This window comes from Bacteroides ndongoniae (genome assembly GCF_900108345.1).
GTDB classification, from domain to species: domain Bacteria; phylum Bacteroidota; class Bacteroidia; order Bacteroidales; family Bacteroidaceae; genus Bacteroides; species Bacteroides ndongoniae.
The window spans coordinates 601709-620014 of sequence record NZ_FNVV01000013.1; the positions used below are offsets into that span (position 1 = coordinate 601709).

Below are 18306 nucleotides of genomic sequence, written 5' to 3' on the forward strand. Positions count from 1 at the left end.
TTACACCTCAGACAAATCGTCTGATAAGCTCGACGAAGGCCTGTCCGTATTTGCGTTTCTTGTATTCGCCTATGCCACTGATGTTTCCGAATGCTTCGATAGTGGTTGGCCTTTGTTGTACCAACAGGTGCAATACTTTGTCGGACAATACAATGTAGGCAGGCAGAACTTCTTCGTCGGCCAGACGCTTGCGTAAGGCTTTTAATGCTTCGAACAGTTCTTCTTCTCCGGTTTCGATGCCGGCGAGGGGGAGTTGGGGCGTACTGACAACCTTTCTGTATTTGTTTTGTTTCTTATCTTTTGTTTCTTCGCGTCTGATGACTACCAGACTTGCTTTTTCCCTGCCGAAGAGTACGTCGCTGCCGGCAGGAGTAATCTTTAAATGATTGTTTTCGTTATAGGCTATCTCGAAGTATCCCAGTTGTAGCATTTGCAGCAGATAGTCTTGCCAGTCGCGGGCAGGAATGTCTCGTCCTGCTCCGTATGTTTTCAACTGATGGTATTCTTTCTCTTTCAGCTCTGCGTTCAGGTTGCCTCGCAGAATGTCTATCAGCATTTGTGTGCCTACCTGCTGGTTGGTACGTGCGATGGCGCTTAAAGCCTTTTGTACAATGATGGTACCGTCGAAGCGCTCGGGCGGGTTTTTGCATACATCGCAATTACCACAATCGTGCGTTCGCTGTTCGCCGAAGTAGTTCAGCAGAATACGCCGCCGGCAGATGTCGGCTTCGGCATACTGTTGCATGCGGTGCAGCTTTTCCAGATTAATATCACGCTGCCCGCTTTCGGTAGCAAACTTGGTCAGCAGAATGAGGTCGGCCATAGAGTAGAATAGCAGGGTGTCACTGGGCAGTCCGGCACGTCCAATCTCCTGATAAAAGCTTTCAATGCTTTTGGGCAGGTTATAGTGTATCACCCAGCGTACGTTGCTTTTGTCGATACCCATGCCAAAGGCGACTGTGGCGCATACCACCTGTACGCGGTCGTTGATGAAATCTTCCTGTGCCTGATTTCGTCTTTCTGTCTCCAGCCCGGCATGATAGATGGCTGCCCGTATTCCGTTTTTCCGTAGCATTTGTGCCACTGTTTCCGTTTTGTTCCGGCTCATGCAGTAGATGATTCCGCTTTCTCCCCGGTGTCTTTCTATAAAGTCTAGAATCGCTTTGCTTTTCTCTTTTTGCTGATACCCTCGTTTCACAGTCAGACTTAGGTTGGGACGGTCGAATGATGATATAAAAATGCGCGGCTTTCGTAGCCGCATCTGTTTAACGATGTCCTGCCGGGTCAGTTTGTCGGCGGTGGCGGTCAGGGCAATGATAGGTATCCGTGGAAACATCTCCCGCAGAATACCCAGTTGGGTATATTCGGGGCGGAAGTCGTGTCCCCATTGCGAGATGCAATGTGCTTCATCGATGGCAAAAAACGAGATGTGTATGTCGCGCAACAGGTAGTTGGCTTCGGCCAACAGTTTTTCTGGCGAGATATACAGCAGTTTCAGTTTGCCTTCCATGCAGGAACGGCGGATCTGCATGTTCTCGGTTTCATCATTGTTGCTGTTCAGCGCAGCGGCAGCTATTCCGTTGGTACACAGACTCTCTACCTGATCTTTCATCAAGGAAATAAGTGGAGAAATTACGATGGCTGTACCTTCGCAAAGAAGTGCAGGTATCTGGTAGCAAATGGATTTGCCCCCTCCGGTAGGCATTAGTACCAGCGCATCTTTTTTCTGTAGCAGGTGACGGATAATTTCTTCTTGCTGGGGTCGGAAACTGTCGTAACCGAAATATGTCTTGAGGGTATGTAGCATAAAATGATGTTTGGTTTCAGGGGGCAAAATTACATTATTTATCAGGAATGTCTGCAATTCTTTGAATGCTTGTTTATTATTAATTTGTCAAGTGTAGAAAGCAATTATACGTTAAAAAATCTTATTAGACCTGCTTTAGACGCTTTATATCCATATTTTGCATGTTTATGCACTAAAAATATGTACGGAAAAAGTTGCATATAAAAAAAAAATGTCAGACTTTTGTAAAGTCTAAAAGGAAATTGTTGAGATTTTCTTGAAATGAATAAACCCCTAACCAGTTAAGTAAAATGAGTGATTTAGAAAACAAAGTGCAGGAAGAAACTTCAAAGAAGCGTCCTTACAACCTGCGCGAGAAGAAAGAAAAGAATGCTGCCTACCGTTCTTTGATCCGTCCGGAATTGGCAGATGAGTTGTACGACAAAATATTGAACATTATTGTTGTGCAGAAGAAGTACAGAGATCCCGATTATTCAGCCAAAGATTTGGCAAAGGAGTTACAAACAAATACACGTTATTTGTCTGCTGTGGTTAATTCTCGTTTTGGAATGAATTATTCTTGTTTGTTGAATGAATATAGAATCAAGGATGCATTGCATTTGTTGACCGATAAACGTTATGCCGACAAAAATGTAGAAGAAATCAGCACGATGGTAGGCTTCGCCAATCGTCAGTCGTTCTATGCTGCGTTCTACAAGAATATGGGCGAGACTCCAAACGGTTACCGTAAACGTCATGCCGAGAAAAATAAAAAGTGAAAAGCTTGCATAAAGCTTGGCCGAGTTTCGCAAATTTAATTTCATGACACAACATGGGAATGGTTAATTGAGTTTGCGAAAGTGGGAAAGCTCGTAAAAAGGAAATATTCTGAAACTGGGTTTTGGAATACTTCCTTTTCTCGTTTAAAAATACAGATATCATTAGCTACTGTTTTTTTTGAGTAGTTTATTTTAATGCGAATCTTGTCCTTATTTTGAATATGATGAAGAAACAATTATTATCGATGGCCGCTGGGGTAGCTTTATTGGCTGCATGTGGCGGAAATCCCAAAACAACAACTGCCGAGGCAGACAAATTTGATTATACAGTGGAACAATTTGCTGATTTACAGATTTTACGTTATCGGGTGCCAGGGTTTGAAGACCTGTCCCTGAAACAGAAAGAACTGGTTTACTACCTGACTGAAGCGGCTTTGCAGGGTCGCGATATTCTGTTCGACCAGAATGGTAAATACAATCTTCGTATTCGCCGTGCACTCGAAGCTGTTTATACCGGCTATAAAGGCGATAAGAATTCTGCCGATTTCAAGGCAATGGAAGTGTATCTGAAACGGGTATGGTTCTCCAACGGCATTCACCATCATTACGGATGCGAGAAGTTTGTGCCGGGCTTTACTCCCGAATTTTTCAAGCAGGCTTTGGCCAGTGTAGATGCTTCCGAACTTCCTTTGGCCGAAGGGCAGACATTGGATCAGTTCTGCGATGAGATATTTCCGGTGATTTTCGATCCGGCTGTGATGCCCAAGCGTGTCAATCAGGCCGATGGCGAAGACCTGGTGCTCACTTCTGCCTGCAACTATTACGAAGGAGTGACGCAGAAAGAGGCTGAAGATTTTTATAACGCTCTGAAGGATCCGAAAGATGAAACTCCGGTTTCTTACGGACTGAACAGCCGTCTGGTGAAGGAAAACGGAAAAATTCAGGAGAAAGTATGGAAGGTCGGCGGTCTTTACGGACAAGCTCTTGAAAAGATTGTCTATTGGCTGAAGAAAGCCGAAACTGTAGCCGAGACGCCCGAACAGAAGGCCGTTATTGCCAAGCTGGTAGAATATTACGAGACGGGCGACTTGAAGACATTCGATGACTATGCCATCCTTTGGGTGAAAGACCTGAATTCACGTATCGACTTTGTGAACGGCTTTACCGAAAGCTATGGCGATCCGCTGGGCATGAAGGCAAGCTGGGAATCGCTGGTTAATTTTAAAGACCTTGAGGCTACTCGCCGTACCGAGATCATCAGTAGCAATGCACAGTGGTTCGAAGATCATTCGCCTGTTGATAAGCAGTTCAAGAAAGAGCAAGTGAAGGGCGTATCGGCTAAGGTTATTACCGCAGCCATCCTGGCGGGCGATTTGTACCCGTCTACGGCTATCGGTATCAACCTGCCCAATGCCAACTGGATCCGTAGCCAGCATGGTTCGAAGTCGGTCACTATTGGGAACATTACCGATGCTTACAACAAAGCAGCTCATGGCAATGGTTTCAATGAAGAATTCGTTTATAGCCAAGCCGAGCTGGACAACATCAACAAGTATGCCGATCTGACCGATGAACTTCATACCGACTTGCACGAGTGTCTGGGACATGGTTCCGGCAAGTTGCTTCCGGGTGTCGATCCTGATGCACTGAAGGCTTATGGCTCTACCATCGAAGAAGCCCGTGCCGACCTGTTCGGTTTGTATTACGTGGCCGATCCTAAACTGGTCGAGCTTGGCCTGCTGCCCGATGCCGATGCTTACAAAGCGCAGTTTTATACTTATCTGATGAATGGCTTGATGACGCAGTTGGTTCGTATTGAGCCGGGTAATCAGATTGAGGAAGCCCACATGCGCAACCGTGCCCTGATAGCCCGTTGGGTGTACGAGAAGGGTGCTACCGACAAGGTGGTCGAACTGAAGAAGAAAGACGGCAAGACCTACGTGGTAGTGAACGATTACGCTAAAGTGCGTACCCTGTTCGGCGATCTGTTGGCCGAGATACAGCGTATCAAGTCGACCGGCGATTTCGAGGCAGCCCGTCAGCTGGTCGAGAACTATGCCGTGAAGGTCGATCCTGAACTTCATGCCGAGGTGCTCGATCGCTACAAGAAGCTGAACCTGGCTCCTTACAAAGGTTTTGTCAATCCGAAGTACGAGGCTGTAACCGATGCCAATGGCAATATCACCGATGTAAAGGTGACCTACGACGAAGGTTATGCCGAGCAGATGCTTCGCTATAGCAAGGATTATGCTACTCTGCCTTATGTCAACGAATAAGGTCTGAGGTTGCTTTGTTTGGATAATTCAGGCACGGATTACACGGAAAACACGGGGATGAAAATAAAGATAATCCGTGAAAATCCGTGTCATCCGTGCCTAAAATGATTTTATATACCGCATTTGAATGATGGACTTACACGAACAACTGAAAGATATCAAGACCCAGCTCCGCCTTTCGATGAACGGTGCCGTGTCGCAAAGTATGCGCGAGAAAGGTCTTGTCTATAAACTGAATTTTGGTGTGGAACTGCCGCGTATCAAAAGCATAGCTGCTGCTTACGAGAAAGACCATGCGCTGGCGCAGGCCTTGTGGAAAGAAGACATTCGTGAGTGCAAGATTCTGGCTGGTTTGCTGCAGCCCGTTGACACGTTCTATCCCGAGATTGCTGATATCTGGGTGGACACCATGCCCAACAACGAGATTGCCGAACTTACATCGATGAATCTTTTCCAGCATTTGCCGTATGCTCCGGCCAAGGCTTTCCAATGGATTGCCGACGAGCGCGAACTTGCACAGGTCTGCGGTTTCCTGACCATTGCCCGTCTGTTGTTGAAGAAGGGCGACATGACCGACCGCGTGGCCAATGAGTTTCTCGATCAGGCAGTTTGTGCCTTTCTGTCGGGTGGGTATCAGGTACGCAGTGCCGCTATGGCCGCCATTCGTCGCTTCATGCAGCACAGCGAAGAACATGCCTTTATGGTTTGTCGCCGTGTCGAGGGGATGAAGGATTCTTCCCAAGAATCGGAACAGCTTTTATACGGTTTGGTAAAGGATGAAGTAGGAGGGTAAAGGCGTAAGTAAGAAGGGGGAATTCAAAAAAAAGAAAGAACTGTACTTCAAAAGTTTTTATTAAACCTTTGGAGTGCAGTTCTTTTTTTATATTTTTGCCGTGCAAGAGTAGCGACTCTGCACAATACATATTAGAATTTTAAGAAGCGTTATGCTTATCTTGTAAAGTTGAAACCTGAGAAATTTCATAAGTGAATACAAGGATAGCATAGTGGTTCTCACGCATATAGCGTGGGCTGCTATTACCTTATCTGTCTGTATTCACAGGTTTTCTCAGGACCTCAACTTTAGACGTGGGCATTGCAGTTCCACGCTTGAACCGAATAATATTCTATATCTTTCTGATTATCAAATTATACATTCAATATTCATTGTAATTTGATACCGCAAAGTTCCCGGAATTTACAATGCTAATACCGGGATTTGAATGCTATTATAAGTAAATGCGCCGTTTTAAATTGCGCTTCTATATTCATTCGGCGTACACCCAGCCACTTTCTTGAACATCCGGCTCAAATGATGCGGATACTGGAAGCCGACTTCGTAAGCAATTTCGCTCACGGTCTTGTTCGTGCTTGCCAGCAAATCCTTGACGCGGTTGATAACGGTAAGGTGGATGTATTCGATGGCGGACTTGCCGGTTTCCTTCTTCACAAGGTCGCCGAAATAGTTGGCGGAGAAGTGGAGCTGGTCGGCACACCACGCCACGGAGGGCAGACCGATTTGCTCGGGCTTGTCTGAATCGAAGTAGCCGGTCATCAGTTCTTCGAAGCGAGTGAGGACATCGCGGTTGATAGCCTCACGGGTGGCAAACTGGCGGTCGTAGAAACGGAGGCAATGGTTGAGCAGGACTTCGATGTTGGAGGTGATGATGCTGCGGCTATGCTTGTCGATGCGGTGGTGCAGTTCTTCCTCTATCTCGGTGAAGCAGTTGAAGATGGTCTGCCGCTCGCGCTCGGACATATGCAAGGCTTCGTTCACTTCGTAGGAGAAGAATGTATATTCCTTCATTTTCTTTGCAAGGCTCGTGCCTCGCAGCAGGTCGGGATGGAACAGCAGACAATAGCCTTCGGGATTGGGCGTTTCACCGCCGTCGTCAATACCTGCCACTTGTCCGGGAGCCACGAATACCAACGTGCCTTCCTGATAGTCGTATTGGCTGCGCCCGTAAGTCAGCTTTCTGTGTATCTTCTCTTTCAGGTAGATGCCGTAGAAGCCGTAAAGTTTCTTTTTATGCTTCAAAACCTTGACGTCCTTGAAGTCGATGAACGTGACCAACGGATTGAGCGTTTCAATCCCTAAAAACTCATTGTAATCGTGGATGCTGTTGATATTTATGATGTCGCCCATATCTTGTTTCCTCCATTTATTAAAGTCAATAGTTCGTTAAAAATTAGCCTAGCCTAAGCGGCTCTGGCAGTAAATAAAATGAGTTCTTTGAAAAGTTTGTCAATTAATTGCGTGTTTGGTTCAATCCCAGACACGCAAATAAATCGTTCAAGCATGTAAGCATTGTGTATGACTGACTTGCATGATGATATGGAATATTTTATTCCCATCTTCTTACAGGCAGCCTTGGCGAGGTTTATCGCTGCAAGTGATGCATTAAAGTGGAATGCCAGTTTCCTGAAGTCTGTAGACTGACAGTTTGTTATTCCTGCATGTTGCTTGGCATCCCGAAAGCAGAATTCGAGTTGGAAACGTGTCCTGTAAAAGTCCAGTACATCCTGTGCGTTCTGTATTTCGTTTGTAGAGAAATACAGCTGCCATTTGTCCGTTCTTCCATCCATGGGATACCATACAGCCAGGCTCACAAAGCGTTTGAGTGCTTTGGAGTATGCTTTCAGTCCGTAAAGTTTACCCTTGTTTACTTTGTATTCGGTACATCTTGTAATGTCCAGATATTCAAAGTCAATCTTTCCGTCATACAATTTTGGACGTCCGCGTTTTCCTGTCCCATTTTCTAAGGTGGGATAAAACAACGCTGCATCATTTCTGAAACGGCTTATAACGTGGAATCCGTTCTCGCATAATGGTTTGATGAAAGTTGCCTTTGAAAAGAACGCATCACATACGACAGTGTCGGAAATCCGTTTCAGATGTTCCTGTATGCTGATAAGGTAAGAACTGTACCAGTCTACAAGATTCTTCCCGCGGCTTTCCAGCGTTGTGTTGTCAGGTGTCTGTACAGAGGCCAAAGTCATACATTCATGGTTGTCAACGTCTATAACTCCAATACCGGTTATCTCCAGTCCGCGTTTGTATTCGCCGGCACAACCGGACCAGAAATAGCCAATCCACGGCGTTTTGCTGCCTGATTTTGGAATGAAAGACGGATCAATGGCTATTGCCTTGCGACAGCCTTTAAGGTGTTCTCTGATGATGGCTTCATTGAAAGAAAACCAGTCAAAGTCATCATTCTCAAAATTGTTGCGGTATGTCTGTTCCGAGAAACATCCATATCGTCCCATTTGCAGGAAATTGATGCGGTCAGGTATAGCCATGAATAATTTCATTGCATCCATGAATACTTTCTGAAAAGATTTGCTTATATTTACAGCTGATTCGAGAGCGTTTCTGCACTCGGATTGGTATTGCATAAGGAGTGATTCTTTAGTCATAATTAAAAGTGGTGAAGTACTTCTAATTTACTAAAAATCAGTGAATTATGCAATACCTTTCCTCTTTGTCTTCAGCTGTTTAGCATATATTTTCATCCCTTTTCTTACTCCTTAACGATTCATTCTTGACAGTATTTCAATGATCTCTTTAATGTAATTTTGAACCGGCTAACACCGATTCTATTGTTTTATTTTTATTTATCGGTAAAAATTTACCGAAGTATTGTAAAGTATGATGCCACAAAATTAATCTTTTCTTTACTCATTCAGCAAGGAGGGAAGACATTTCTGTAAAATGGGTGCAAGATTCTGTGATTTGTGTTATCCTGTTGATTGGACGCTACTTGCGGTGAATGCCATTCGTTGATATTGGTGCTTCAATCCGTAATCTGTGTATGGACGAAAGACATACGCTGCTGTAATTTTGCACCTGACAAAAACAAAGTTCAAAATGAAAATGATTATCAATATCTGTCTGCTTATGGCAATTTTATCTTTCAACAGTTGCGATGAGAATACGGCTTCATCATACATACCCTCACAGGAAGGGAATGATTCTATTCCTGCAACAACGGGACATCTGACCACCCGTAGCACTATCGCCGATGTCTTGGCTCATCCGGCTTTCGAGGGATTCAGCCAATACATCTTGCCTTTGGAATGGGGATATGACGAAGATATGCCGCTCTCCGAAGTGGAGCGTTTGCTTCCCTACCATAATTATATTGACGCGGAGCGGTGCGTGGGTTATATCAATCAGATGATAGATTCGGTGGCAGCCGGACGCAGGATTTATTACGACTTGGGTCGCAAGGATGCCGGACTGTTCTTCTTTCGTGGCAGGCCGGGCGCACCGTTTGCGGTTGTCTGTCCCGGAGGCGGCTTCTCGTATGTTGGCTCCATCCACGAGGGATTTCCCCACGCCTTGGCGTTGAGCCGGATGGGGTATAATACGTTTGTCATTCAGTATCAGACGGGCAGCGCACAGACGGCTTGCGAGGACTTGGCGGTGGGCATCGAATACATCTTCCGCCACGCCACGGAGTTGCAGGTCGATACAGCAGGCTATTCCGTGTGGGGCAGTTCGGCGGGGGCGCGTATGGCGGCATACATTGGCTCCTACGGCACGGAGGCTTTCGGCGCGGCACAGCTTCCCCGTCCGCGCACGGTGGTGATGGCCTACACGGGGCATAGCGAATATACCCGGCAAGACCCGCCTACCTATGCCGTGGTAGGCTCGAATGACGGCATCGCCAATCCGAACACGATGCGCCGCCGCACCGAAGCTCTGCAAGCCATCGGCATCCCGGCGGAGTTCCACCTCTATCCGAACCTCCGGCACGGCTTCGGGCTGGGCATCGGTACGAGTGCCGAGGGCTGGATAGACGGGGCTGTCCGGTTTTGGGAAGAAAACCGATGAAAGATGACCTCGGAAGTGAGCCTATCTCAGTTACGGACTTAGATACCCTCAGTTCCGTACTTAGGTGGCCTCAGTTCCGGACTAAGGTCTATTAACATTTGCAGCCAATATCTCCGACAACGACAATCCGTCAGGATAAGCACCGTCCGAGGCTCGGATAGCACCAATCCTGCAGGATAAGCATCATCCGAGGGGTCGGACAGCAGTTCTCGAAGAAAATAAGCACTGTCGGAGGCTCGGACAGCCTTTATTCTACAGTTTTAGCCCTGTGGAAGCCCTCGGATTGTGCTAAAAATCTTTCGCAAGCCTTGTCCGAGCTATTTTCGGCGTTTCGGTGAAATGGGTGCTTCTATCTGTAATCTGTGTATGGACGGAGAAGCCTTGCCGATGTAATTTTGCATCAGAAAACAATTAATAGACAAAAGAATATGGATACAGTAAAATTGAGAAACGGCGTGGAAATGCCGATTTTGGGTTATGGAGTTTATCAGGTATCGCCGTCGGAGTGCGAGCGGTGCGTGAGGGATGCCATCAGCGTGGGCTATCGTCTGATTGACACGGCGCAGGCGTATGGCAACGAGCAGAACGTGGGCAACGCTATCCGTAATTGCAGCGTACCCCGCGAAGAATTGTTCATCGTGACGAAGGTGTGGATTTCCAATGCCAGATACGAGCGGGCAAAGGCAAGCATCGACGAGTCGCTCCGCAAATTGCAGACCGACTACATCGACCTGTTGCTCATTTACCAGCCTTTCAACGACTATTACGGTACGTGGCGGGCGATGGAGGAAGCGTATAAGGCGGGCAAGCTCCGTGCCATCGGCGTGTCGAACTTCTATCCTGACCGCTTCATCGACTTGGCGGAATTCAGCGAGATACCGCCTATGGTCAATCAGGTGGAAACCCACGTGTTCAACCAGCAGATAGAGGCGCAACAGATTATGGAGCAATACGGCACACACATTATGGCGTGGGGACCGTTTGCCGAGGGACGCAACAACTTCTTCGGTAACGAAACGCTGATAGCCGTCGGTGCCAAGTATAACAAGAGTGCGGCACAGACCGCCCTGCGCTATCTCATCCAGCGCGGCGTGATTGTCATCCCGAAGTCCGTCCGCAAGGAGCGTATGGAGCAGAACTTCGATGTGTTCGACTTCACGCTGACCGATGAGGATATGCAGCGCATCCGCCAATTGGACTTGGGTCATAGCCTATTCTTCTCGCACTACGACCCGCAGACGGTGAAATGGCTTTGTGATTATGGAAAGAGCAAATAAAGATGAAAAGGATATTTCAACTCATCTGTTTGCTGCTTGCCGCCAACTGTGTGGCAGCTTGCAGCAACACGGAAAATGACGCGCCCCTCGGTCCGATAGGCGAAACGCCAGCCGAGGAAGACCCGGATGCAGAGCACATCTACCTGTGGCCGGAAGGCAATATGCCAACCATAACGGACTATACCGTCAATAACGGCAATTATCAGGATGACCCCGATTTCCGTCCCAATATGGTTTGGTATCCCGTGCCGGACGGGACGGAAGTAAAGGGAGCCGTAATGGTATGCCCCGGCGGAGCGTTTATGTTCCGTAGTGGAAACGAAGGCGCACCTGTGGCGGAGCGTCTGGCGGAACTGGGCTGGCAAAGCTTTGTGGTGAACTACCGTGTCCGTCCCTATACGATGGAAGAAGGCAGTTTGGACTTGGCACGTGCCATCCGCTATGTCCGCAGCCACGCCGGGCAGTATGGCATCGACCCTGACCGTATCGCGTCGGTGGGATTTTCCGCAGGCGGCATCCTCTGTGGCGATGAAGCCTTGCACTTTGATGGACAGGTGAACGGCACGGCATTGGATGACAGCTATGTCCCCGATGCGCTCGATGATGTGTCGGCTGATGTATGCGCCATCGGTATGATTTACTCGTTCTATGGACGGTTGAGCGTATCAAATAACAACGTGGACGACCTGCGTGCCGGGAATATTCCCCCGACATTCTATACCTACGGTACGGAAGATCCTTTCTACCGCCAGTTCATCGCCAATGCTAACGCTGCCCGTGAAGCCGGTGTGCAAGTAGAAGAACACGTACTGGACGGTTGGCCGCACGGCTTCGGCGTACAGGGAGAATGGACTACATGGTTCGACAGTTTCCTAACCCAGATAATGTCGCATTGATTATGAAAACAGATAAAGACAACCCCAAAGGCATCTCCCGCCGTGACGCACTAAAACGGATGGGATTGTTCGTGGCTGGAGCAGCCGCATTGAGTATGCCCACGGCATTGACTTCTTGCGATAACGAAAAGAAGAAACGTATCATCCTCTATTTCACCGCTACGGGTAACAGCCTCTACATCGCCCGGCAACTGGCAGACGAAGAGACCGAACTGCTCAGCATCCCGCAGATAGTAAAGCAGGGCCGCCACGACTTTGAGGCGGACGAGATAGGTATCGTCTATCCCATCTACGGACACATGCCGCCCAATATGGTGCGGAACTTCATCAAGCAGGCACGCATCAAGGCAGGTTATAAGTTTGCCGTCCTCACCTATGGAATGCTTGACTTCAACGCCGCTGAGCTGTGGGACGGCATCTCACAGCAGGCAGGTACGAAGTTCGACTACATCAACACCCTCGTGATGGTGGACAATTGGCTGCCCAATTTCGATATGGCGGAACAGATGAAGATGGACAAGCACATTCCCGAACAGTTGGAAAAGATAAAGGCAGACTTGGGGCAACGTATGCGGTGGGTGAAGCCTGCCACCGAAGAAGCCCGCCGCGCCCACGACGGCTTTGTCGCCTTTTCGCGCCTCGACCCGGAGGTTGGCTTCCTGATGCGGAGCGAGAAGTATTTCCAAGTGACGGATGCCTGCATCGGCTGTGGCGTATGCACCGAAGTCTGTCCGCGCGGCAACTACGAACTGACTTCCACGGGAGTAAAGACCGAGGGCGATTGCGACTTTTGTTTCGCCTGCATCCACAACTGCCCGCAGAAAGCCATACAGTTCCGGTCTTTGCCCGACGACCCGTTGCTTGCACGCGGCGAGGTGAACCCTAATGCCCGCTACCGCAACGAACACATATCGTTGTGGAGCATCAAAGAAAGTAACAGACAATAAAACAACTAAAATCAAATAAGTATGAACACATTCAAGAAAATCCTGCTGTCCGCCTTGCTTGTTTGCGGCGGCGTATGTGCAATGAACGCACAAGAGAAAACCACCACGGCGGGCGTGCCGTTGGTTACATTGAACAACGGCGTGGAGATGCCCCGCTTCGGGCTGGGCACTTTCCTGCAAGGGTCTAATGAAATCTGTCGGCAGTCTTGTCTTACGGCACTGAAGGCCGGTTACCGACACATCGACACGGCACATGCCTATAATGATGAGGAGGGTGTGGGACAAGCAGTGAAGGAAAGCGGCATCCCGCGCGAGGAAATCTGGATAACCAGCAAGCTCTGGCCCAACGAATACGGCGAAGGCAAGACCCTGAAAGCCATCGACGATATGTTGAAGCGTCTCCAGCTGGATTATATAGACCTTCTCTATGTCCATCAGCCTTTCGGCGACTTCGTGGGAGCGTGGAAAGACATGGAGAAGGCTGTAAAAATGGGCAAGGTTCGCGCCCTCGGCATCAGTAATTTCGATGCCAATGACGAGGTGTGGAATACCATTATGGACAGCGCCACCATCAAGCCTGCCGTGCTCCAGATAGAATGCCACCCCTACGCCCAACGTCTGGAGATGCGTAAGAAAGCCGCCAAGGAAGGCATACAGGTAGAATGTTGGTTCCCTTTGGGCGGCGCAATGAGCAATGGCGCACTATTCAAAGACCCCGTCATCAGGAAGATAGCCGAAGCACATGGCAAGTCGCCGGCACAAATCATCCTGCGCTGGCACATTCAGGAAGGTTTTTCTGTAATCCCCGGAGCCACCAATCCCGACTATATCAAGGAGAACATCCAGATATTCGACTTCACCCTCACCGATGAGGAAATGCAGCAGATGCGTTCGCTCAACAAGGAGCAACGGTTCTTCACTATGCCGGAAGAGGGCGTTCGACGGATGGTAAGAGAGAACAATCTGTAATCTGTGTATGGACAGGGGGCTTTGGCGTAACTTTGCGCATGAATCAAAAACAGATTGGATATGAAAGAATAAATCATCCGTTTCTTCAAGATGTGGACGCTTCCGCTCGGCATGTTTGCAGGGGTGGGTGTCTATCTGATGTTCCACTACATCCCGTGGCTCAGTCCGCTGAAAGTGCTGGCGAAGGGAGCTAATGATTATATCCTGCCGCTGATGGTATTTATCCAGCTGTTCACCACCTTCTGCAAGGTTAATCCCCGCAAAATGAGAATCTGCAGATGGCACATCATCATGATAACGGTGCAATTGGTTTGCTGTCTGGCAGTGGCATTGCCCATTCACTTTTTCCCGGACTTCTCTTATAATGTGGTGGCGCAAGGGGCGTTGGTCTGCCTGATAGTTCCCACCGGGACGGCTGCTGCGGTGATTGCCGGACGGCTTGGCGGCAACGAGACCACACTGACCACCTACACGATTCTCAGCAACTTAGTGGCGGCGGTGATGATTCCGGCGGTGTTCCCATTGGTGGAGATGCAGTCCGCAGGCTCGTTCGGACATCAATTCCTGATTATCCTGCGGCGTGTGTTTCCGTTGCTCATTACGCCGTTCCTTGCAGCGTGGGCATTGAGGGAATTTCTGCCGAAGGTACACGCTGCGGTCGTGCGGCTGTGCGGAAGCCTTGCGTTTTATCTGTGGGGCATTTCGTTGATAATAGCCATCGGACTTACACTCCGCTCGGTGGTGAACAGCCATTTCGACCCTCATGTCATGTGGTTGCTGGTCCTGTCCGCATTGGTCGCGTGCGCCTGGCAATTCGGTATCGGGAAGCTGGTGGGCAGACGCTTGGGCGATTATATCAGTTGTGGCCAGGGATTCGGCCAAAAGAACACGATACTTGCCATCTGGGTATCCTACACCTACCTCACGCCAGTCATTTCCGTGGCGCCAAGCTGTTACATCGTCTGGCAGAACGTGGTGAACTCGTGGCAACTGTGGTGGAAAGAAAAACGTGATACGAAACATTGAAAAACAGATAAATTATGAATTACAGAAACTTGGGAAACAGAGGACTCCGCGTATCAGCCATCGGCTTGGGCTGTATGGGAATGAGCCACGCCTACGGTGCGCCCGCCGACCATCGGGAAATGACGGAACTGCTGGCAAAGGCGGTGGATATGGGTTATGACTTCTTCGACACCGCCGAAGTATATGGCACGCCGGACAATCCGCACGACAACGAGGAACTGCTCGGCAATGCACTGAAAGCCTGCCGCAACAAGGTGGTCATCGCTACAAAGTTCGGCCTCCGCTTCGATATGGAAAGCGGGCAAGTGCCTTATCCGCTGATAACAGACTCACGACCGGAGGGCATACGCCGGTCGGTAGAAGGTTCGCTCCGCCGCTTGCAGACGAACTATATCGACCTCTATTACCAGCACCGCCCCGACCCGAATGTGCCAATAGAAGACGTGGCGGGAACTGTGAGGGACTTGATAAAGGAGGGCAAGGTACTCTATTGGGGCTTGTCGGAAGCGTCGGAAGAAGACATCCGCCGTGCCAATGCAGTCTGTCCGCTCACCGCCGTGCAAGACCGCTACTCGATGATGGCACGCTGGCACGAAGCCTTGTTCCCCATGTTGGAGAAATTGGGCATCGGCTTGGTAGCCTTCTCGCCGCTTGCCAACGGTCTGCTCAGCGACCGCTACAACGCCGCTTCGCACTTCGACGCAGGGACTGACTACCGGGCAGGAATGCCACAGTTCCAGCCGGACAGTTACGATAAGAACCGCGAACTGCTGCAACTCATCCGCTATATCGCAAGTGAAAAAAATGCCACGCCCGCACAAATCTCCCTCGCGTGGATGCTTTGCAAAAAGCCGTGGATAGTCCCCATTCCCGGCACACGCAAGCCCGACCGGTTGCAGGAGAACGCTGGAGCTGCGGACATTACATTATCGGAAGAGGAAGTGAAACAGATAGACCAAGCGTTGGATGCGATGCCGATGTCCGGCGTATTCGGTGGAACAAAATAAAAACATAATTTCAATGCAAATCCGAAACCAGTATTAGGTTTACCGTGTATTCGGTGGAACAAAATAAAAACATAATCCTATGAAACGATTGAATTATCTTATACTGTCCGCCCTGCTTGCCCTGTGCGCAAGTTGTGGAGGGCAATCCACCCAAGCTCAAGAGGGGATGATGAACGACAGCATCCTTGCTATTCGTGAGCAAGGCAGTTTCCTGATAGGCGGTTCTATTAAAACGCAACCGGGCACTTACGACACGCACCAGCCGTTGAAACCGGATGGCCAGACCCTGCACGGCGACCACGCCTATGTTTCTTATCAAATACCAGTCAAAGCCCGCAAGAATCCGTTTGTATTTCTGCACGGAGCCGGGCAATCCGCCAAGACGTGGGAAACCACGCCAGATGGACGGGAAGGTTTTTCCACCCTTTTCCTGCGCCGGGGATTCAGCACCTACTTGATAGACCAGCCGCGCCGGGGCCGTGCCGGACGCAGCACGGTGGACGAAACCATCAAGGCAACGACAGATGACCAATTCTGGTTTGAAAATTTCCGAATGGGCGTTTGGCCGGATTATTATGACGGCAGCCAGTTCCCGCAGTCGGCAGAAGCGTTGGAGCAGTTCTTCCGCCAAATCACGCCCAATACTGGGGCATACGATGAACAGTTGATAGCTACCGATGTGGCAGCACTGATGGACAAGATTGGCGGCGGCATCCTCGTCACCCATTCACAAGGCGGCGGACCGGGCTGGCATACCGCCATCAAGAACGACAAGGTACGTGCCATTGTTTCCTACGAACCGGGCAGCGGCTTCGTCTTTCCCGAAGGCGAGACACCCGAACCCTTGCAGACCATCAGTCCATTCGGGGCATTGGGGGCAACATCCATTCCCTTGGCTGACTTCGAGAAACTGACCCGTTTCCCCATCATCATCTATTACGGTGACTACATTCCTGATGAGCCGAGTGATAATTGGGCAATGGACAGTTGGCGTGTACGCCTGCAAATGGCACGGATGTTTGCCGATTGCGTCAACCGTCACAGCGGCGATGCCACGGTGGTGCATCTGCCCGAACAAGGCATCAAAGGCAACTCGCATTTCTTGTTCGCGGAAAAGAACAACGTACAGCTTGCCGACTTGTTATCTGCTTGGTTGAAAGAGAAAGGGTTGGACTAACTACTCTTCTTAGTCTCATAACATATAAACGTAGGGCATCTTCGGAATGAGAATTTCGGGGATGCTTTTTCTTTTGAGCACATACGGCGTATGAGACCACCTCATACGCCGTTAGAGATACCCTTATACGCCGTATGAGGTATGCTCGAAATACATTCGTTGATATTGGTGCTTCCTTCTGTAATCTGTGTATGGACGGGCGATGGCTTACGGCGTAACTTTGCACACAGAATAATAATTAAAACAGAATGATTTATGAAGACAGCTATCTTATCCCTGACACTTCTTTTGCTTGCCCTCTGCCAGACGGCACAGGCACAGCAAACGGACACGCTGGACATCCGCCAGCAGAACATCGTACTCATCGCTTCGGCCACGGCGCGGGGAGACTTGAATAATCTGAAAACATCCCTTTCCCGTGGATTGGACAATGGGATGACAGTAAATGAAATCAAGGAAGTATTGGTACACGCCTACGCCTATTGCGGATTTCCCCGCAGCCTGCGTGCCCTGCAAACCTTTATGGAAGTATTGGACAGCCGCAAGGCACAAGGCATTACCGATACCGTAGGCCGCGAGGCATCAGCCATAACCGACAAACGGGAGAAGTACACCCGTGGAGCGGAATTGCTTGAAAAGTTGAGTGGCACACCAGCCGATGCGCCCAAGACTGGTTATGCCGCCTTTGCCCCCATCATTGAGCAATACCTGAAGGAACACTTGTTCTGCGACATCTTCGAGCGTGACTTGCTTACGTGGCAGGAGCGCGAACTGGCCACCGTGTCCATCCTTACCGCAATGGGCGAGGGAGTAGAACCGATGTTGAAGTCACATTCTGCCATCTGCCTGCGTCAAGGCATTACCGAGGGGCAGCTTAGGCAAATGACAACCTTAGTGAATGGGCTGGACGATGACGACCCGTTCGCACGCGGTACGCTGATGCCCGATAATCCGAATTTTACGGGCAAGGCCTGGCTGCAAGGCTATGTCACTCCGCAGGACGGTTTCGGCTGCACAGTGTCCAACGTGACCTTCGCACCCGGATGCCGCAACAGTTGGCATAGCCACAAGGGAGGACAGCTCTTGCTCTGCACTTCCGGCAAAGGTTATTATCAGGAGAAAGGCAAACCCATCCAACTGCTCCTGCCCGGCGATGTGGTGAAGATTGCCCCTGATGTCATCCATTGGCACGGAGCGGCTCCCGACAGCGAATTTACGCATATAGCCATCGGCACACAGCTGGACAAAGGCGGCGTGACGTGGCTGGAGCCGGTAACGGACGAGGAATACAATAGTTATAAGGAGAGTAATAACCGATAAATTATAAGAACG

Annotated in this window: 15 protein-coding genes; 12 read left to right on the forward strand and 3 right to left on the reverse strand. The window is 49.5% G+C overall.

Features of this window, described 5'->3' with window-relative positions:
- Positions 1–7: 7 nt before the first annotated feature.
- Complete coding sequence (gene recQ, locus BQ5591_RS06715; RefSeq protein WP_071148851.1) at positions 8–1807, reverse strand: DNA helicase RecQ; 1800 nt, start codon at positions 1805–1807, stop codon at positions 8–10.
- A 290-nt stretch (positions 1808–2097) separates the two neighbouring features.
- Here recQ and BQ5591_RS06720 point away from each other — a divergent pair, with 290 nt between their 5' ends.
- The 3 genes from BQ5591_RS06720 (at position 2098) to BQ5591_RS06730 (ending at position 5634) form a co-directional block, all read left to right on the forward strand.
- Complete coding sequence (locus tag BQ5591_RS06720; RefSeq protein ID WP_071148852.1) at positions 2098–2565, forward strand: helix-turn-helix domain-containing protein; 468 nt, start codon at positions 2098–2100, stop codon at positions 2563–2565.
- A 224-nt stretch (positions 2566–2789) separates the two neighbouring features.
- The gene (locus tag BQ5591_RS06725; RefSeq protein ID WP_071149368.1) at positions 2790–4841 is read left to right on the forward strand and encodes a dipeptidyl-peptidase 3 family protein; all 2052 of its coding nucleotides are present in this window, start codon (positions 2790–2792) and stop codon (positions 4839–4841) included.
- Positions 4842–4971: 130 nt separating this feature from the next.
- Positions 4972–5634 (forward strand): DNA alkylation repair protein, encoded by a 663-nt coding sequence (locus BQ5591_RS06730; RefSeq protein ID WP_071149369.1) that lies wholly within the window; start codon positions 4972–4974, stop codon positions 5632–5634.
- Positions 5635–6087: 453 nt separating this feature from the next.
- On the opposite strand, the gene BQ5591_RS06735 is transcribed toward BQ5591_RS06730, so the two are convergent.
- Both BQ5591_RS06735 and BQ5591_RS06740 read right to left on the reverse strand, forming a co-directional pair.
- The gene (locus BQ5591_RS06735; RefSeq protein ID WP_071148853.1) at positions 6088–6984 is read right to left on the reverse strand and encodes a helix-turn-helix domain-containing protein; all 897 of its coding nucleotides are present in this window, start codon (positions 6982–6984) and stop codon (positions 6088–6090) included.
- Positions 6985–7037: 53 nt separating this feature from the next.
- A complete protein-coding gene (locus tag BQ5591_RS06740; protein WP_071148854.1) occupies positions 7038–8255 on the reverse strand; it encodes a transposase in 1218 nt (405 codons plus the stop codon).
- Between the two features lie 451 nt (positions 8256–8706).
- Between BQ5591_RS06740 and BQ5591_RS06745 the strand changes: the two genes are divergently transcribed.
- The 9 genes from BQ5591_RS06745 (at position 8707) to BQ5591_RS06785 (ending at position 18294) form a co-directional block, all read left to right on the forward strand.
- Complete coding sequence (locus BQ5591_RS06745) at positions 8707–9675, forward strand: alpha/beta hydrolase (protein ID WP_071149370.1); 969 nt, start codon at positions 8707–8709, stop codon at positions 9673–9675.
- A gap of 428 nt (positions 9676–10103) precedes the next feature.
- Positions 10104–10952, forward strand: coding sequence for an aldo/keto reductase (locus BQ5591_RS06750; protein WP_071148855.1), 849 nt, complete (start codon positions 10104–10106; stop codon positions 10950–10952).
- Between the two features lie 2 nt (positions 10953–10954).
- A complete protein-coding gene (locus BQ5591_RS06755; RefSeq protein ID WP_071148856.1) occupies positions 10955–11848 on the forward strand; it encodes an alpha/beta hydrolase in 894 nt (297 codons plus the stop codon).
- A 2-nt stretch (positions 11849–11850) separates the two neighbouring features.
- Positions 11851–12795, forward strand: coding sequence for an EFR1 family ferrodoxin (locus tag BQ5591_RS06760; RefSeq protein ID WP_083380894.1), 945 nt, complete (start codon positions 11851–11853; stop codon positions 12793–12795).
- 21 nt (positions 12796–12816) lie between these two features.
- Positions 12817–13764 carry an aldo/keto reductase gene (locus tag BQ5591_RS06765; RefSeq protein WP_083380895.1) on the forward strand — a complete coding sequence of 316 codons (948 nt, stop codon included), beginning with the start codon at positions 12817–12819 and terminating at the stop codon, positions 13762–13764.
- Positions 13765–13854: 90 nt separating this feature from the next.
- Positions 13855–14790, forward strand: a complete 936-nt coding sequence (locus tag BQ5591_RS06770) for a hypothetical protein (RefSeq protein WP_071148857.1) — start codon at positions 13855–13857, stop codon at positions 14788–14790.
- Between the two features lie 14 nt (positions 14791–14804).
- Positions 14805–15797: an aldo/keto reductase gene (locus tag BQ5591_RS06775; RefSeq protein ID WP_071148858.1), complete on the forward strand. Its 993-nt coding sequence runs from the start codon at positions 14805–14807 to the stop codon at positions 15795–15797.
- A 79-nt stretch (positions 15798–15876) separates the two neighbouring features.
- Positions 15877–16974: an alpha/beta hydrolase gene (locus tag BQ5591_RS06780; RefSeq protein WP_071148859.1), complete on the forward strand. Its 1098-nt coding sequence runs from the start codon at positions 15877–15879 to the stop codon at positions 16972–16974.
- 255 nt (positions 16975–17229) lie between these two features.
- Positions 17230–18294, forward strand: a complete 1065-nt coding sequence (locus tag BQ5591_RS06785; protein ID WP_071148860.1) for a carboxymuconolactone decarboxylase family protein — start codon at positions 17230–17232, stop codon at positions 18292–18294.
- Positions 18295–18306: the final 12 nt, after the last annotated feature.

What these genes read in the sequence shown, in the direction of transcription:
- BQ5591_RS06730 (WP_071149369.1), top strand. Translation starts at nt 4,972, where the DNA reads ATGGACTTACACGAACAACTGAAAGATATCAAGACCCAGCTCCGCCTT.
- BQ5591_RS06785 (WP_071148860.1), top strand. Translation starts at nt 17,230, where the DNA reads ATGAAGACAGCTATCTTATCCCTGACACTTCTTTTGCTTGCCCTCTGC.
- BQ5591_RS06770 (WP_071148857.1), top strand. Translation starts at nt 13,855, where the DNA reads ATGTGGACGCTTCCGCTCGGCATGTTTGCAGGGGTGGGTGTCTATCTG.
- BQ5591_RS06725 (WP_071149368.1), top strand. Translation starts at nt 2,790, where the DNA reads ATGAAGAAACAATTATTATCGATGGCCGCTGGGGTAGCTTTATTGGCT.
- BQ5591_RS06750 (WP_071148855.1), top strand. Translation starts at nt 10,104, where the DNA reads ATGGATACAGTAAAATTGAGAAACGGCGTGGAAATGCCGATTTTGGGT.
- recQ (WP_071148851.1), bottom strand. Translation starts at nt 1,807, where the DNA reads ATGCTACATACCCTCAAGACATATTTCGGTTACGACAGTTTCCGACCC.
- BQ5591_RS06740 (WP_071148854.1), bottom strand. Translation starts at nt 8,255, where the DNA reads ATGACTAAAGAATCACTCCTTATGCAATACCAATCCGAGTGCAGAAAC.
- BQ5591_RS06780 (WP_071148859.1), top strand. Translation starts at nt 15,877, where the DNA reads ATGAAACGATTGAATTATCTTATACTGTCCGCCCTGCTTGCCCTGTGC.
- BQ5591_RS06775 (WP_071148858.1), top strand. Translation starts at nt 14,805, where the DNA reads ATGAATTACAGAAACTTGGGAAACAGAGGACTCCGCGTATCAGCCATC.
- BQ5591_RS06765 (WP_083380895.1), top strand. Translation starts at nt 12,817, where the DNA reads ATGAACACATTCAAGAAAATCCTGCTGTCCGCCTTGCTTGTTTGCGGC.
- BQ5591_RS06755 (WP_071148856.1), top strand. Translation starts at nt 10,955, where the DNA reads ATGAAAAGGATATTTCAACTCATCTGTTTGCTGCTTGCCGCCAACTGT.
- BQ5591_RS06720 (WP_071148852.1), top strand. Translation starts at nt 2,098, where the DNA reads ATGAGTGATTTAGAAAACAAAGTGCAGGAAGAAACTTCAAAGAAGCGT.
- BQ5591_RS06735 (WP_071148853.1), bottom strand. Translation starts at nt 6,984, where the DNA reads ATGGGCGACATCATAAATATCAACAGCATCCACGATTACAATGAGTTT.
- BQ5591_RS06745 (WP_071149370.1), top strand. Translation starts at nt 8,707, where the DNA reads ATGAAAATGATTATCAATATCTGTCTGCTTATGGCAATTTTATCTTTC.
- BQ5591_RS06760 (WP_083380894.1), top strand. Translation starts at nt 11,851, where the DNA reads ATGAAAACAGATAAAGACAACCCCAAAGGCATCTCCCGCCGTGACGCA.